Genomic DNA, 13,852 nt, shown 5'->3' on the forward strand with positions numbered 1-13,852 from the left:
CGCCCTCCCGGCCGGCGGGAGCAGCAGGCAGGGGCGGATGACGGCTTCGACAGTCGCGGCGGATCAGGAGAAGGCGGCGGCGCATCCCCGGCTCGACGCGCCGGAGCGCGCCGCCCTGCGCGAGGTCGTCCTCGCCGAGATCCGCAAGGCGCGGCCGCATCCGGTGGCCGAGCGCACCCTGCTCCTGATCCTCCAGGCGGCCCTGGAACCGCGGGAGGGCACACCCGGCTATCGCGTCCTCGACCGCCACGGCGCCCCGCGCGTTCACGCGGCGGGGGAGGGGGCCGAGCCACGCCCCTTCACCCTGGCCGACCTCATCGCCGAGCAGCGCACCAAGCATCCCGGCCTGTTCCTGGCCCCCGAGCCGGAGCCGGCCCCCGAGCCCGAGGCCAAGCCGGCGGCGGAATCCGCCCTCGCGGCGCAGGCCTCCGAGATGCGGGCCGCCACGGCGCGCTTCATCGGCTCGCAATCGGAGCGGGCGCGCTCGCTTGCCGAACATTCCTCCGTGCAGGGCCGGGCCCTGGCCCGCTCGGCCGCCGGGGCGTTCGCGACCCTGAGGGGCCGCCTGCAGCGGGACGGCGAGGCGGGCGGCAGCGTCCGCGAGGCGCTGGGTGAGCGCGTCGGCTCCCTGCGCGACCGGATCACCGCCGGGGACGCGGACGGGCATCGCGGCCGGTTCTGGCTCGGCGCCGCCGCCGTGGCGACGGGCGCCATGGTGCTCCTGGCGGTGATCGTGAGCGCCCCCCGCTCGCCGGAGACGGCGCAGACCCCGGCCACCCGGCAGGCCCAGACTGCGCCTGCGCCCACCCCGGCGCCGGAGCCGACCCCCCAGCCGGCCCAGACCGCCCGTACCCCCTCGGTGCCGGACAACGTGACGCCGCCGCCGGAAGGCGACGGACGGGGCGATCCCGAGCCCGACGCCCCGCCCCCCGCCGCTAACGCCATCACCGGCACGGTGCAGGTGATCGACACCGCGACTTTGAAGGTCGGCGGCAAGCTGCTGCACCTGTTCGGCGTCGAATGGGTGCGCGGCGGGCAGGCGGACGAACTCGCCCGCTACATCGGCGGGCGGGCGGTGAGCTGCCAGCCCGCGCCGGGCAGCGAGAACATGAACTGCACCGTCGATGGCCGCGACCTCTCGGAGGTAGTGCTCTACAACGGCGGCGGCCGCGCCTCCCCCGAGGCGAGCCCCGAACTCGTGGCCGCCGAGGACCACGCCCGCAGCGAGCGCCTCGGGGTGTGGAAACGCTGACCGCGCGAGGCCACGCGGGGCGTTGACGCAGGCTGATTCTCCAGCCTAGTGAAGATCCATGCGCAGGCCCTCAGACCGATCGGCTCGATGCCGCGCGGTCATCACGGTGGCCGCGCTCTACGGCCTGCTGCTTCAGGTCTTCCTCGTCTCCATCCAGCCCGTTCCGACGTTCCTCAACGCCGATGGGGTGATCTGCGCCGCCCATGAGGGCGTACCGGCCGACGAGGGCACGCCTTGTCCGCAGCAGCTCTGCTGCCTCGCGGCCCATCTCGCCCAGCCCCTCGTTGCGCCGGTCCCGCAGGCCGTCGCCCTCGTCGTCCCTCCCCGTCGCCACGTGGCGCCGGTCTGGCGCGTCGCCGAGCGGCCGCCCGTGCGCGGCCCGCCGAACCGCGCCGTCTCGTCCCGAGGTCCGCCCGTCGTCTGACCGATCCGCCCCCGATCGCTCAGTCACGGACCCATTCCCATGTCGCTCTCGCTTTCCGGCAGCGCCCGCCCGCTCGGCGTCGCGCAGGCCGCGCGCGTCTCGCGTGATGCCGTCTATCGCGCCGTCTGGCGCTGGCACTTCTATGCCGGGCTGCTCTGCCTGCCCTTCCTCGTCACCCTCTCCGCGACGGGGGCGTTGTACCTCTTCAAGGATGAGATCAACGCCACCGTCTTCGCGGGCCGCAGCATCGTGGCGCCCAGTGCCACGCCGCTGGGGCCGGACCGGCTGATCTTCGAGGCGATGCAGGCGGTCCCCGGCGGCACGCCGCTCTCCTACACCGACCCCGCCCGGCCCGATGCCTCCGCCGTGGTGACGCTGGCCGAAGGGCCGCGCCGGATCCTCGTCTCCCTCGACCCAGCAGACGGCACCGTCCTCGACACGGTGGACCGGGATTCCGAGTTCTTCACGGTGGTGAAGCGGCTGCACAGCCTCGCCTATTTCGGGCCGCTGGCGAACGGGATCATCGAGATCGTCGCCGGCTTCGCGATCATCCTCGTGCTCACGGGCCTCTACCTGTGGTGGCCGCGCGGGCAGGAGGGCGGGGTCGTGACGATCCGCGCCACGCCCCGCCGCCGGGTGTGGTGGCGGGATCTCCACGCCGTCATCGGAATCGTCGCGGGGGGCGGGCTGCTCTTCCTGGCGCTGACGGGCCTGCCCTGGTCGGTCTGGTGGGGCGACCAGCTCCGCCACTGGTCGAACGCCGCCGGTCTCGGCCAGCCGACGATCCTCTGGGCGAGCAAGCCGGTCTCGACCGTCCCGATGGGACAGGTGCTCGACTCCACCGGTTGGACCATGCGGGACGCGCCGGTCCCGCGTTCCACCGCTGGGGGTAAGCCCATCGGCATCGACGAGGCCGCCGCGATCCTCGGCCGGCTCGGGATGCCGCGCGGCTACGAACTGTCCCTGCCGATGGGTCCGCAGGGGGTCTACGCGGCGGCGGTCTATCCGAAGGATGTCGCCCGCCAGCGGGTCATCTCCCTCGACCAATATTCCGGCAAGCCCCTGGTCGACGTGCCCTTCCAGGAACTCGGCCCCGTGGGGCGGCTGATCCAATACGGGATCGGCATCCATCTCGGCCAGTATTGGGGACGCGCGAACCAGTTCGCCATGCTGGCCTTCTGCCTCGCCACGATCCTGCTCTCCATTACGGCGGCCACGATGTGGTGGAAGCGGCGGCCGAAGGGCGGACTCGGCGCCCCGCCCTGGCCCCGCGACAGGCGGGTGATGGCGGGCGTCACCGCCCTCGTGATCGGGCTCGGCGCCCTGTTTCCGCTCACCGGCCTCGCGATCCTCGTGATGCTCGGCCTCGACCTCGCCCTCCGGCGCGTCGTGGCCCGCCGCGCCGCGCCGGCCGTGCTCCTCTGCGGCGCGTGCCTCGTCGGCGCCTCGCCCGCGCGGGCGCAGGAGGCGGTGACGCTGGACGAACTCTCCGTCACCGGCGAAGGCGGCCCGGCCACCGTCCGGTCCTTCGGCGTCGCCGCCCCGCCCAACAGCTCATCGGTCGTGATCGACCAGCCGGTGGGGCAGGTCGTCACCGCCATCGGCCGCGCGAACACCATCGCCGACCGGCCGGCGACGAGCATCGGCTCCGTGCTCATCAACAGCCCCGGCGTGACCGTGCGCCAGGGCAACGGCGCGCGGGACGTCATCGTCTCGATTCGCGGCAACAACGCCCGCTCGACCGGCGTCATCAAGAACATGGTCGTGCTGGAGGACGGGTTCATCGTCACCCAGCCGGACGGCGCCTCGCGGTTCGACATCACCGATCCACGCGCCTACAGCCGGATCGACGTGTTCCGGGGGCCGCAATCGGCCCTGTTCGGCAATTATGCCACGGGCGGCGCCATCGCCTTCCGCACCCGCACCGGCCGGGAGATCGACGGCTACGAGTATGGCGTCGATGCCGGCTCGTTCGGCTACCTGTCGAACTACTTCACGGTCGGCGGGGTGAGCGGCCCGTTCGAGATCAGCCTGTTCGCCAGCGACGTGCGCGGCAACGGCTATCAGGACCACTCCTCCTACGACACCCAGACCATCAACCTGCTGGCGAGCTACACCCCGACGCCGGACAACCGCTTCACCCTGAAGGTCATCAACAACGAGTTGCACGCCAACCTCGCGGCGCGCTCGTCCCTGGCGCAGTACGGCATCAACCCGTACCAGTTGGGCTGCGCCTCGGCGCTGAACGCGGCACCGGGCTGCACGACCTACAATTACTTCGTGAACGGCGCCTTCGGGCGCACCGTGGCGGTGACGGCGACCGAAGCCTCGCTTCAGCGCAACGACCGCCGCACCATCGTGGGCCTGCGCTACGAGCACGATTTCGACGCCAATACGACGTGGCGGACGCAACTCGGCTTCGATGAGCGCAACTTCGACCAGCCGTTCTACACGACCTCCTCGACCGGCTCGTACCCGTCGTGGAACTTCCTCACCGACCTGACCCGGCGCGGCGACCTCTTCGGACTGCCGGCGGTGGGGTACGTGGCGCTGGCCTACAACCGCATCGACAATCACATCGCGACCTACAATCGCGCGCCCTATAACGGCCCGAGCCTCGGGGGGCTGATCGGCGACCAGAGCGCCGTGCAGGACAATCTCGGCGGGCGGGCGCGGATGGAGCTGGCGCTCACCGACCGGCTGACGGCGGTGGCCGGGATCAGCGCGGAATCGACCCGCATCACCGGCCGCAACCTCGCCTACAGCTATGCGGCCAGCGGCATCACCCGCACCGTGGCCAATACGGACCGGCAGTTCCTGAACACGGCGCCGGAACTGGCCCTCGTCTACCGGGCGAGCGAGGCGTGGCAGCTGCGCGCCCGCGCGGCCACCGGCTACACCACGCCGGCCGCCTCGAACCTGTTCATCACCCCGGCGGGCCTGCCTGGCAACAACACCCAGTTGAAGACGCAGGAGAATCTGGGCTTCGACCTCGGTGCGGACTGGACCCCGCAGCCGGGCGTCACCGTGAGCCTCACCGGCTTCTACGAGTTCTTTCGCAACGAGCTGGTCTCGCAATCCCCCGGCGCGGGGCTGCTGGCCTACACGTTCAACGCGCCGGCCTCGGAGCATCGCGGTATCGAGTTCGGGGCGGATTGGGCCTTCGCCCCCGGCTGGCGGGCCTATGCCGCCTACGGGTTCAACGATCAGATCTACACGCGCTACGTCGAGCAGATCAGCGCCGGGAGCCTCACCCGGTTCTTCGACCGGGCCGGCAACACCATCCCCGGCGTGCCGGCGCACCAGCTTCTGGCGCGGATCGGCTACGACGTGCCAACCGGCTCGCTGGCCGGGCTCGGCGCCTTCGTGGAGACCGTCTTCCAGGACGATTTCTACATCGACAACGCGAACCTGCTGAAGGCGCCGGGCTATGCCATCGTCAACGCCAACGTCCATTACGAGACGGCGCTGACCGGCGGCTACGCCAAGCGGCTGAACCTCTATCTCGAAGTCCGCAACCTGTTCGACACGGTCTACGTCGCCTCGGCGCAGAACCTCGCGAACACGATCAGCGGGACGACCGGGTTCCAGAACGGGGCGGGGGTGCTCGCGACCACGACGGGCTCGGTCTATGCCGGCGCGCCGCGCACCATCACCGGGGGGATGAAGCTGTCCTTCTAAGGCCCACCCTCACGAGGGGCGGCAGGTTCCATCCGCCGCCCCGTCCCAGAGGCTGACGCCGCCGCCGGGATGGCATTGGCCGGGGAAGGCCAGGGTGATCAGCTTGGCGAGGGCGGAGGCCTCCTCCTCGTTGTAGCCGATCTCGCCAACGACCTTGCCCGTCCGGTCGAAGAGTTCGACGGCCGCGCTGTGCTCCAGCGTGTAATCGCCGTCCTTGCCGGCGATGCGCTTCACATGGACGTGGAAGAGGTCGGCCATCCGGTCGACCTCGGCCTGCGTTCCCGTGAGGGCGCGGATGCGCGGATCGAACGAGGTCAGATAGTCACGCACCACGTCCGGCGTGTCGCGGGTCGGGTCGAGGGTGACGAAGACGACGTTCAGCTTGTCGCCGTCCTTGCCCATTCGGCCAAGGGCGTTCGTCAGCGTCGAGAGGGTGGTGGGGCACACGTCCGGGCAACGGGTGAAGCCGAAGAACAGGGCGGTCGGCTTGCCCTTCAGGTCCGCCTCCGTCACCGGCTTGCCGTCGAGGTCGGCGAGGGTGAACGGCCCGCCGACCCGGCGCGGATGGCTGAAGGACGAACCCTGCTGCAGCATGATCGCGCCCGTGCCCGCCGCCACGAGGGCAAGCATCACACCGGAGGCGAGGACTGCGAGCGGGGTCGAGATCACGGGCGGCATCCGAAGGCGGCGCAGGAGCCTTCTTCAGATAAAGGCGCGGGCGCGGGTTTGCCACCGCCCCCCCTCATCCCATTCACTCCCCTCATCCTGAGGTGCGGCGCAAGCCGCCTCGAAGGAGGGCTCCAGAAGGCTCCGCGATCCCTGGAGCCCTCCTTCGAGGCCCGCTGGCGCGGGCACCTCAGGATGAGGTCGATTGCTGGAAAAGACGGCGTATTCCGTCCTAGCTCGCCGACACCTGCCGCTGCGGCACGAGGTCGTTGGCGATGATCTCGCCGAACGGACCGTCGTTGCGGGCCTTGCTCGCGGCGCGGCCGGTGGTCTCGCGTAAGGGGAGCTTGGGGAAGACCAGTTCCGCGAAGCGATAGGCCTCTTCCAGATGCGGGTAGCCGGAGAGGATGAACCGGTCGATCCCGAGGTCGATGTATTCCTTCATCCGGTCGGCGACCTGATCGGCCGAGCCGACGAGGGCCGTGCCAGCCCCGCCGCGCACCAGCCCGACGCCGGCCCAGAGGTTCGGCGAGACCACGAGCTTGTCGCGCTTGCCCCCGTGCAGGGCCATCATGCGGCTCTGCCCGACGCTATCCTGGCGCTTCAACGTCTCCTGCGCCTTGGCGATGGTGGCGTCGTCGAGGCGGGAGATCAGCCGCTCGGCGGCCTCCCAGGCCTCGGCCTCGGTCTCGCGGACGATGACGTGCAGGCGAATGCCGTAGGAGAAGGTCTTGCCCTTCGCGGCGGCGGCCTCCTTCGCGGCGGCGATCTTCTCCGCGACCTGCGTCGGGGGCTCGCCCCAGGTGAGGTAGACGTCGCAATGCTCGGCGGCCACCGTCATGCCGGCGGGCGACGAGCCGCCGAAATAGAGCGGCGGATAGGGCTTCTGGACGGAGGGGAAGATCACCCGCCCGTTCTCGACCCGCAGGTGCTTGCCCGCGAAGCTGACCGTCTCGCCGGAGACAAGGCCGCGCCAGATGTGCAGGAACTCGTCCGTCACCGCGTAGCGCTCGTCGTGCGAGAGGAACACGCCGTCCCCGGCCAGCTCCACCGGATCGCCGCCGGTCACGACGTTGATGAGCAGGCGCCCGTTCGAGATCCGGTCGAGGGTCGCGGCCATGCGCGCGGCGGCGGCGGGCTCCTGCAAACCGGGCCGCACCGCCACGAGGAAGCGCAGGTCCCGCGTCAGGGGGGCGAGGGCCGAGGCCACCACCCACGAATCCTCGCAGGAGCGTCCGGTCGGCAGCAGCACGCCGAAATAGCCGAGCTCGTCGGCGGCCTGGGCGATCTGCCGGAGATAGGGGAGGGACACCTCCCGCGCACCCTCGGCGGCGCCGAGATAGCGCCCGTCGCCGTGGGTCGGGAGGAACCAGAGGACGTCGGCGCGCCCGTCATGCGGTTGGGTCATTTTGCTTCGTCCTTTCTCAGGCAGCTTGGGGCGCGCCGAGGAGATGGTCGAGGATGCGCCCTTCCAGGCGTGCAAGGTCCGGCTCGCCCCGGCGGCGGGGGCGGGGCACGTCGACCCGCAGGTCGAGGGCGACGCCGCCATCCTCCATCACGAGGATGCGGTCGGCGAGCGCCACCGCCTCGCTCACGTCGTGGGTGACGAGGAGGGCGGTGAACCCTTGGGTCCGCCAGATGCGCTCGATCAGGTCCTGCATCCCGATCCGCGTCAGGGCGTCGAGGGCGCCCAGCGGCTCGTCGAGGGCGAGCAGGCCCGGCCCGCTCACCAGGGCGCGGGCCAGGGCGACGCGCTGGCGCTGGCCGCCGGAGAGGGTGGCGGGCCATTGTCCCGCCTTGTCCGCGAGGCCGACCTCGGCGAGCGCCGCTTGCGCCCGGTCGCGGCGCTCGGCGCGGGTGCCGAGCCCCGTCAGGCCCACGGCGACGTTGTCGAGCACGCTCGCCCAGGGCAGCAGGCGCGGTTCCTGGAACATGATCCGCCGGGGCGGGGCCGCGCGGGCCGAGGCGGCCGAGGGCGCCTCGACGGTGACGCGGCCGGCGCTGGGGCGCTCCAATCCGAGAATGGTGCGCAACAGGGTGCTCTTGCCGCAGCCGGAGCGGCCGACGATGGCCGTGAAGCTGCCGGCCGGGAGGAACAGGTCGAGCCCGGTGATGACGGGGTTGCCGTCGAAGCTCTTGTGCAGGCCGTTCACGGTGACGGAGAGGCCCCGCCCGGCGGGCCGGGGAGGCGGTGCCGTGCGGGGGGCGGCGGGGGCGGAGGCGGGGAGCGCGTCCCGGCTCACGGCGTCGAGCAGCAGCATCAGGCGCTCCTGTAGGCGGGGTTCCAGGACAGGCAGCTGCGTTCCAGCGCCCGGGTGAGGGTGTCCGCGAGCTTGCCCAGCGCCGCGTAGATCAGGATCGCCAGCACCACGACGTCCACGAGCATGAACTCGCGCGCCTGCATCGCCATGTATCCGAGGCCGGAGGAGGCCGAGATCGTCTCGGCGACGATTAGCGTCAGCCACATGATGCCGAGCGCGTAGCGCAGGCCGACGAAGATCGAGGGCAGGGCGCCCGGCAGCACCACCCGGCGGAACAGCTCGGCCCGGGACATGCCGTAGACCCGGCCCATCTCCACCAGCGCCGGATCCACCGAGCGGATGCCGTGCAGCGTGTTGGCGTAGATCGGGAAGAACACGCCGAGCGCCACGAGGAACAGCTTCGCCTCCTCGCCGATGCCGAACCACAGGATCACCAGGGGGATCAGCGACAGGTGGGGCACGTTGCGCACCATCTGCACGGAGGTGTCGGTCAGGGTCTCGGACAGGCGCGAGAGCCCGTTGGCGAGGCCGAGCGCGAAGCCGATGCCGCCGCCGACCGCGAAGCCGGCCAGGGCGCGCAGGGTGCTGACGCCGAGGTTCGTCCAGAGTTCGCCCGTCCGCGCGGCGTCGTAGCCGGCGCGGAGCACGTCGAGCGGGGCGGGCATGAAGCGGTTCGAGACGAGCCCGGTGGAGACGGCGGCCTGCCACCCGACGATCAGCGCCGCCGGCAGGAGCCAGGGCACCGTGGCGTCGCGCAGGCGCGACAGGGTGAGGGCGCGGCTCATCGGCTGGCGGCCTTCTTCGGGGCGGTCCACACCGCGTCCGCGACGCGGATGGGCTTCGGCAGCAGGCCCAGCGCGTGGAACGCGTCCGCCACCTTCTGCTGGTCCGCCACCGCCGCCGCGTCGAGGGGCGCGACGCCGTAGGACAGGCGCTCCAGGGCCACGCGCAGCACCGGCGCGGGGATGCCGACCGAGGGGGCGAGGTCGGCCGCCACCGTCTCGGCATGGCCCTCTGCCCAGGCATCGACCTCGCCGATCGCCTTCAGCACCTCCGCGACGATCGCGGGGCTCGCGTCGGTGAAGCCGCGCCGGGAGAGGTAGAATTGCCGGTTCGGCGCCAGACCCTGGCCGTCGGCCAGCACCCGCGCCCCCGTGGAGCGCTCGGCGGCGGCGAGGTAGGGGTCCCAGATCGCCCAGGCATCGACGGCGCCGCGCAGGAAGGCGGCGTTGGCGTCCGCCGGGGCGAGGAAGGCGAGCTTCACCGCGTCGTAGGGGATGCCGGCCTTCTCCAGGGCGCGCACCAGCAGGAAGTGGACGTTCGAGCCCTTGTTAAGGGCGATGGTCCGCCCGCGCAGGTCCGCGAGGCCCTTGATCGGGCTGTCCTTGGGCACGAGGATCGCCTCGCCCCGCGGGGCGGGCGGCTCGGCGGCGACGTAGCGGAGTTCCGCGCTCGCCGCCTGGGCGAAGATCGGCGGCGCTTCGCCGGCCGAGCCGAAATCGATGGCCCCGGCGTTCAGCGCTTCCATGAGCGGCGGGCCGGAGGGAAATTCCGACCATTCGACCGCATAGCCGAGGGGCTTCAGGGCCTGCTCCAGGGCGCCGCGCCCCTTCAGCAGCACGAGGGAGCCGTATTTCTGGTAGCCGATCCGCACGGTGCCGCCGGCCGCGCGGGCGGGGCGCAGGGCGAAGCCGGCCGCGAGCCCGAGGCCGGCGGAGAGGAGCAGGCGCCGGCTCGGGCCCGCATCGGCGCTGGGAGACAGGGCTTTCGTCTGGGTCATCGGGGTCAGCCGTTGCGGTCGGGCGCCGTCCACACCGCGTCGGCGACGCGGATCGGGCGGGGGATGAGCTTCAGGGCGTGGAAGCGGTCGGCGATGGCCTGCTGCGCGGCGGTGACGCGCGGGTTCATCGGGCCGATCACGTAATCGGTGCGGTCCACCGCCCGCCTCGTGGCGGGCAGCGGCACGCCGGTCCCCTGCGAGAGCAGGGCCGCGACCTCGCCCCGGTTCCGGGTGCACCATTCGGCCACCCGGCCGAGGGTGGCGATGGCGGCGGACAGCACGGGGGCCCGCTCCGTCGCGAGGGCGCGGCTCGCCAGGAAGAAGTTGTTCTGCGGGGCGATGTCGTTGGCGGTGGCCAGCACCCGCACGCCCTCGCCCGCCTCCGCGATGGCGAAGTAGGGGTCCCAGATCGTCCAGGCGTCGATGCTGCCGCGCGAGAAGGCGGCGGCCGCGTCGGCGGGGGCGAGCGTCACGGGCTCGATGTCCGCGTAGGACAGCCCGGCCTTCTCCAGCGCCGCCACGGTGAGGTTGTGCGCGCTCGACGCCTTGGCGAAGGCGACGCGCTTGCCCTTCAGCTCCGCGAGGCTCCCGATGGTCGAGCCCTTCGGCAGCAGGATGCCGGAGCCCGAGCCGCCCGATTCCTGCGCGGCGGCGTAGACGAGGGTGGATTTCGCGGCCTGCGCGAAGATCGGCGGCGCGTCGCCGGTCTGGCCCAGATCGATCCCGCCGAGGGACAGGGCTTCGAGGAGCGGCGGCCCGAAGGAGAACTCGACCCACGTCACCGTGTGGCCGAGGGGTTCGAGGGCGGCCTCGATCGCCCGCTGCTGCTTGGCGACGACGAGGATGCCGTTCTTCTGGTAGCCGATGCGCAGCACGCCCGGTTCGGCCGCACGGGCCATGTTGAGGGCCGGCAGGGCGGCGAGCCCAGCCAGCAGGGTGCGCCTGTGCAGGGTCACGGCGCTCACCGGGCCGCGGCGAGGGAGAGGGGGGCATCCGCCGCCGCCCGGTGCGCCAGCAGGTCGGCGAGGAGGCTGCCCGCGAGCCCGACGCGCTCGCGCACCCCCTGGTCGGTCAGGGCGCCGTCCGTAAATTCGGAATCCGAGGCGTAGACCGTCACCGGCACCTGCAGCGCGCCGAAGAAGCCGAAGAGCGGCCGGAACGAATGCTCCACCACCAGCGCGTGGCGGGGGCCGCCCCCCGTCGCGGCGATGGCGACCGGCTTGCCCGCCAGCGCGGCGGGATCGACCAGATCGAACAGGTGCTTGAACAGCCCGGTATAGCTGCCCTTGTAGACCGGCGAGCCGACGACGAGCCCGTCCGCCTCCTCGATGGCCTCCACCAGCCGCCGTGCGGGGAGGGAGAGCTGGTCCCGCGTCCAGGCGGCGCCGAGGCCGGTGCCCGCATCCACGAAGTCGAACACGCGGGTCTCGACGGGGCCGCGCGCGGCGGCCTCGCGGACGATCAGGTCGACCAGGGTGCGCGTCTTGGAGGGGCGCTGGACGTTCGCGCTCAGGCCGACGAGTCTCGGACGTGTCATCGCGGGATCTTTCTGGTGGGTCTGGCCGCGACGACGCGTATTCCGCGCCGGGCATGCCAAGGTGTCGCCACAAAGAGTGGCGCCGGGCGGCATTCCCGTCAATGAAATGCCTTTTCAAAGATCGCCGTCGCGCCAGACGATATTTCCGGCTTTGCCCGAAGAGGCAGAAAAAGCCTCGCCGCGTGGCGGGACATGCAGGCGAAATGTTCGCCGTACTCATCTTTTGCGCAATGGATATTTGGAAGAACTGTGTCGCCGTGCGAGCGGCGCGGCGAAGAAAATCGCCCCGAGGCGGCGTCCCGGAGAGGAAAACCGCCTCGGGGCCGGCGGCTCAGGACGAGACGCGCACCACGAGCTTGCCGAAGTTGCGGCCCTTGAGCAGGCCGATGAAGGCCTCCGGCGCCTTCTCCAGCCCCTCGACCACGTCCTCGCGGTACTGCACGCGGCCGTCCTTGATCCACGCGCTGACCTCCCGGCGGAACTCCTCGGCCTGGGATGCGAAGTCCCAGACGATGAAGCCCTGGATGCGCAGGCGCTTGGTCAACACCATGCGCATCAGCGCCGGCTGGCGGTCTGGCCCCGGGGGCACCTCGGTGGCGTTGTAGGCCGAGACGAGGCCGCAGACCGGCAGGCGGGCGAAGTCGTTCAGGAGCGGAAGCACCGCGTCGAACACGGCCCCACCGACATTCTCGAAATAGACGTCGATGCCCTTGGGGCAGGCGCGGGCGAGGGCGTCGGCGAAGTCCGGGGCGCGGTGATCGACCGCCGCGTCGAAGCCCAGTTCCTCGGTGAGGTAGCGGCACTTGTCCGGCCCGCCCGCGATGCCCACCGCCCGCGCGCCCTTCAGCCGGGCGATCTGCCCGACCATGGAGCCCACCGGCCCCGTGGCGGCGGCGACCACGACGGTCTCACCCGCCTTCGGCTGGCCGATGTTGAGCAGGCCCGTATAGGCCGTCATGCCCGGCATCCCGAGGACGCCCAGCGCCGTGGAGGGCGGGGCCTGCGCCGGGTCGATCCGGCGGGAGCCCTTGCCGTCCGTGACGAAGTATTCCTGCCAGCCGGCGAAGGCGGTCAGCAACTCGCCGACCTTGTAGTCGGGATGGTTCGAGGCCACGACCTCGCCGACCGTCTCGGCGGTGATCGGCGCTCCGATCTCCACGGGGGCGGCGTAGGATTTCGCCGCGCTCATCCGGCCGCGCATGTAGGGGTCGAGGGAGAGCCATTTCGTCCGAAGCAGCACCTGCCCCGGACCCGGCTCGGGCACGGGCACCTCTTCGAGGCGGAAATCGTCGGGCTTGGGTTCGCCGTGCGGGCGGGAAGCCAGGACGATGCGGCGGTTCATGGCGGCCATGGGGGACCCCGGATGCGCGAGAGGTGGACTGGGCCCCGGATCTGGGGCGTACGGCCCGCCGAAGCAAATCGGCAACGACCGGGACGCGGGCGCGTTGGTCTTGTCCTGCGACGGGAGATGAGGAATGCGCGCGTTCGTGGCCGGTCTCTGCCTGGCGGCCCTGGCCTTCGGGGCCTCGGCGGCCCGCGACCCCCTGGCCGCCCAGCGCTGGCGCTCGCGCATCCTCGTGGTCTCGGCGCCCAGCGCCGGGGATGCCGGGCTTAAGGCCCAGCGCGCCGCCCTCGGGCCGGTGCGGGACGGCCTCGCCGAGCGGAACCTCGTCGTGATGGAGGCGGTGGGCACCGGGCCGGAGGCGACGGCCCTGCGCAAGCGCTTGCGTCTGCCGCCGGAGGCGTTCCGCGCCGTGCTGATCGGCAAGGACGGCGGATCGAAGCTCGTCTCCGAGGAGCCGATCCCGCCGCAGACCCTGTTCGCCACCATCGACGCCATGCCGATGCGGAAGGACGAGATGCGGACCCGCTCGAGCGGCCCGTGATCCGGGGACGGGGCCTACGCGACACGAACGGTTAAGCCTACCCGCCTATCACCGGGAGGTGCCTGGCCGCCCGTCCGGCCGTCCTCCCGATCCTCCGCGAAGACGCTCGACCGATGACCCGTGAACAAGTCGCCACCGCACTCCGCCGCCTCGTCGCTTCGCAGGTCGAGGATATCGAGCGCGCGGTCCGCGATGGTCACAAGACCATCGCCCTCAACGAGCTGGCCGACCTCAACCGCCAGCTCAAGGCCTTCGCCGCCGCACTGAAGAAGGCGCCGGCGCGGATTTGATGTCCCGCCGCCGGACTCGCTAGGATAGTGTCCCAGAGCGCGCAAGACGCGGCCTGATATTCAAGTATCGAGCGT

General features: G+C 71.6%; 13 protein-coding genes and 1 pseudogene. 6 read left to right on the forward strand and 8 right to left on the reverse strand.

Annotated features, from left to right (window positions below; all coding sequences use genetic code 11):
- Positions 1-37: 37 nt before the first annotated feature.
- From AAHF99_RS18755 to AAHF99_RS18770, 4 genes and pseudogenes are all read left to right on the forward strand, one after another.
- On the forward strand, positions 38-1,252 hold the full coding sequence (locus tag AAHF99_RS18755; protein ID WP_342166015.1) for a nuclease: 1,215 nt from the start codon (positions 38-40) through the stop codon (positions 1,250-1,252).
- Positions 1,253-1,358: 106 nt separating this feature from the next.
- Positions 1,359-1,676: a hypothetical protein gene (locus AAHF99_RS18760; RefSeq protein ID WP_342166016.1), complete on the forward strand. Its 318-nt coding sequence runs from the start codon at positions 1,359-1,361 to the stop codon at positions 1,674-1,676.
- Between the two features lie 39 nt (positions 1,677-1,715).
- A pseudogene (locus AAHF99_RS18765) lies at positions 1,716-2,897 on the forward strand (PepSY-associated TM helix domain-containing protein); the annotation flags it as partial.
- A 135-nt stretch (positions 2,898-3,032) separates the two neighbouring features.
- On the forward strand, positions 3,033-5,357 hold the full coding sequence (locus AAHF99_RS18770) for a TonB-dependent receptor family protein (RefSeq protein WP_342166144.1): 2,325 nt from the start codon (positions 3,033-3,035) through the stop codon (positions 5,355-5,357).
- 9 nt (positions 5,358-5,366) lie between these two features.
- Here AAHF99_RS18770 and AAHF99_RS18775 read toward each other — a convergent pair whose 3' ends face one another.
- From AAHF99_RS18775 to AAHF99_RS18810, 8 genes are all read right to left on the reverse strand, one after another.
- A complete protein-coding gene (locus tag AAHF99_RS18775) occupies positions 5,367-6,026 on the reverse strand; it encodes an SCO family protein (protein ID WP_243953636.1) in 660 nt (219 codons plus the stop codon).
- 229 nt (positions 6,027-6,255) lie between these two features.
- Positions 6,256-7,431, reverse strand: coding sequence for an FMNH2-dependent alkanesulfonate monooxygenase (gene ssuD, locus AAHF99_RS18780; RefSeq protein ID WP_342166017.1), 1,176 nt, complete (start codon positions 7,429-7,431; stop codon positions 6,256-6,258).
- A 16-nt stretch (positions 7,432-7,447) separates the two neighbouring features.
- Positions 7,448-8,284 (reverse strand): ABC transporter ATP-binding protein, encoded by an 837-nt coding sequence (locus tag AAHF99_RS18785; protein WP_342166018.1) that lies wholly within the window; start codon positions 8,282-8,284, stop codon positions 7,448-7,450.
- Positions 8,284-9,069: an ABC transporter permease subunit gene (locus tag AAHF99_RS18790; RefSeq protein WP_342166019.1), complete on the reverse strand. Its 786-nt coding sequence runs from the start codon at positions 9,067-9,069 to the stop codon at positions 8,284-8,286. Before AAHF99_RS18790 ends, AAHF99_RS18785 begins: the two co-directional genes overlap by 1 nt.
- Entirely contained in the window at positions 9,066-10,064 is a 999-nt protein-coding gene (locus AAHF99_RS18795; protein ID WP_342166020.1) for a sulfonate ABC transporter substrate-binding protein, read from the reverse strand. Before AAHF99_RS18795 ends, AAHF99_RS18790 begins: the two co-directional genes overlap by 4 nt.
- Before the next feature lie 5 nt (positions 10,065-10,069).
- Positions 10,070-10,963 (reverse strand): aliphatic sulfonate ABC transporter substrate-binding protein, encoded by an 894-nt coding sequence (locus tag AAHF99_RS18800; protein WP_342166145.1) that lies wholly within the window; start codon positions 10,961-10,963, stop codon positions 10,070-10,072.
- Positions 10,964-11,025: 62 nt separating this feature from the next.
- On the reverse strand, positions 11,026-11,601 hold the full coding sequence (msuE, locus tag AAHF99_RS18805; protein WP_342166021.1) for an FMN reductase: 576 nt from the start codon (positions 11,599-11,601) through the stop codon (positions 11,026-11,028).
- Positions 11,602-11,932: 331 nt separating this feature from the next.
- Complete coding sequence (locus tag AAHF99_RS18810) at positions 11,933-12,952, reverse strand: NADP-dependent oxidoreductase (protein ID WP_342166022.1); 1,020 nt, start codon at positions 12,950-12,952, stop codon at positions 11,933-11,935.
- A 124-nt stretch (positions 12,953-13,076) separates the two neighbouring features.
- Between AAHF99_RS18810 and AAHF99_RS18815 the strand changes: the two genes are divergently transcribed.
- Positions 13,077-13,487: a DUF4174 domain-containing protein gene (locus AAHF99_RS18815; RefSeq protein ID WP_342166023.1), complete on the forward strand. Its 411-nt coding sequence runs from the start codon at positions 13,077-13,079 to the stop codon at positions 13,485-13,487.
- Between the two features lie 113 nt (positions 13,488-13,600).
- A complete protein-coding gene (locus AAHF99_RS18820) occupies positions 13,601-13,777 on the forward strand; it encodes a hypothetical protein (RefSeq protein WP_243930532.1) in 177 nt (58 codons plus the stop codon).
- Positions 13,778-13,852 lie beyond the last annotated feature (75 nt).

Source organism: Methylobacterium litchii (genome assembly GCF_038442315.1).
Lineage (GTDB): Bacteria > Pseudomonadota > Alphaproteobacteria > Rhizobiales > Beijerinckiaceae > Methylobacterium > Methylobacterium litchii.

Bases quoted from the DNA above. Each gene is read 5' to 3' on its own strand.
- AAHF99_RS18790 (WP_342166019.1), bottom strand. From the start codon at position 9,069: ATGAGCCGCGCCCTCACCCTGTCGCGCCTGCGCGACGCCACGGTGCCC.
- ssuD (WP_342166017.1), bottom strand. From the start codon at position 7,431: ATGACCCAACCGCATGACGGGCGCGCCGACGTCCTCTGGTTCCTCCCG.
- AAHF99_RS18755 (WP_342166015.1), top strand. From the start codon at position 38: ATGACGGCTTCGACAGTCGCGGCGGATCAGGAGAAGGCGGCGGCGCAT.
- AAHF99_RS18795 (WP_342166020.1), bottom strand. From the start codon at position 10,064: ATGACCCAGACGAAAGCCCTGTCTCCCAGCGCCGATGCGGGCCCGAGC.
- AAHF99_RS18810 (WP_342166022.1), bottom strand. From the start codon at position 12,952: ATGGCCGCCATGAACCGCCGCATCGTCCTGGCTTCCCGCCCGCACGGC.
- msuE (WP_342166021.1), bottom strand. From the start codon at position 11,601: ATGACACGTCCGAGACTCGTCGGCCTGAGCGCGAACGTCCAGCGCCCC.
- AAHF99_RS18770 (WP_342166144.1), top strand. From the start codon at position 3,033: ATGCTCGGCCTCGACCTCGCCCTCCGGCGCGTCGTGGCCCGCCGCGCC.
- AAHF99_RS18815 (WP_342166023.1), top strand. From the start codon at position 13,077: ATGCGCGCGTTCGTGGCCGGTCTCTGCCTGGCGGCCCTGGCCTTCGGG.
- AAHF99_RS18800 (WP_342166145.1), bottom strand. From the start codon at position 10,963: ATGGCCCGTGCGGCCGAACCGGGCGTGCTGCGCATCGGCTACCAGAAG.
- AAHF99_RS18820 (WP_243930532.1), top strand. From the start codon at position 13,601: ATGACCCGTGAACAAGTCGCCACCGCACTCCGCCGCCTCGTCGCTTCG.
- AAHF99_RS18785 (WP_342166018.1), bottom strand. From the start codon at position 8,284: ATGCTGCTGCTCGACGCCGTGAGCCGGGACGCGCTCCCCGCCTCCGCC.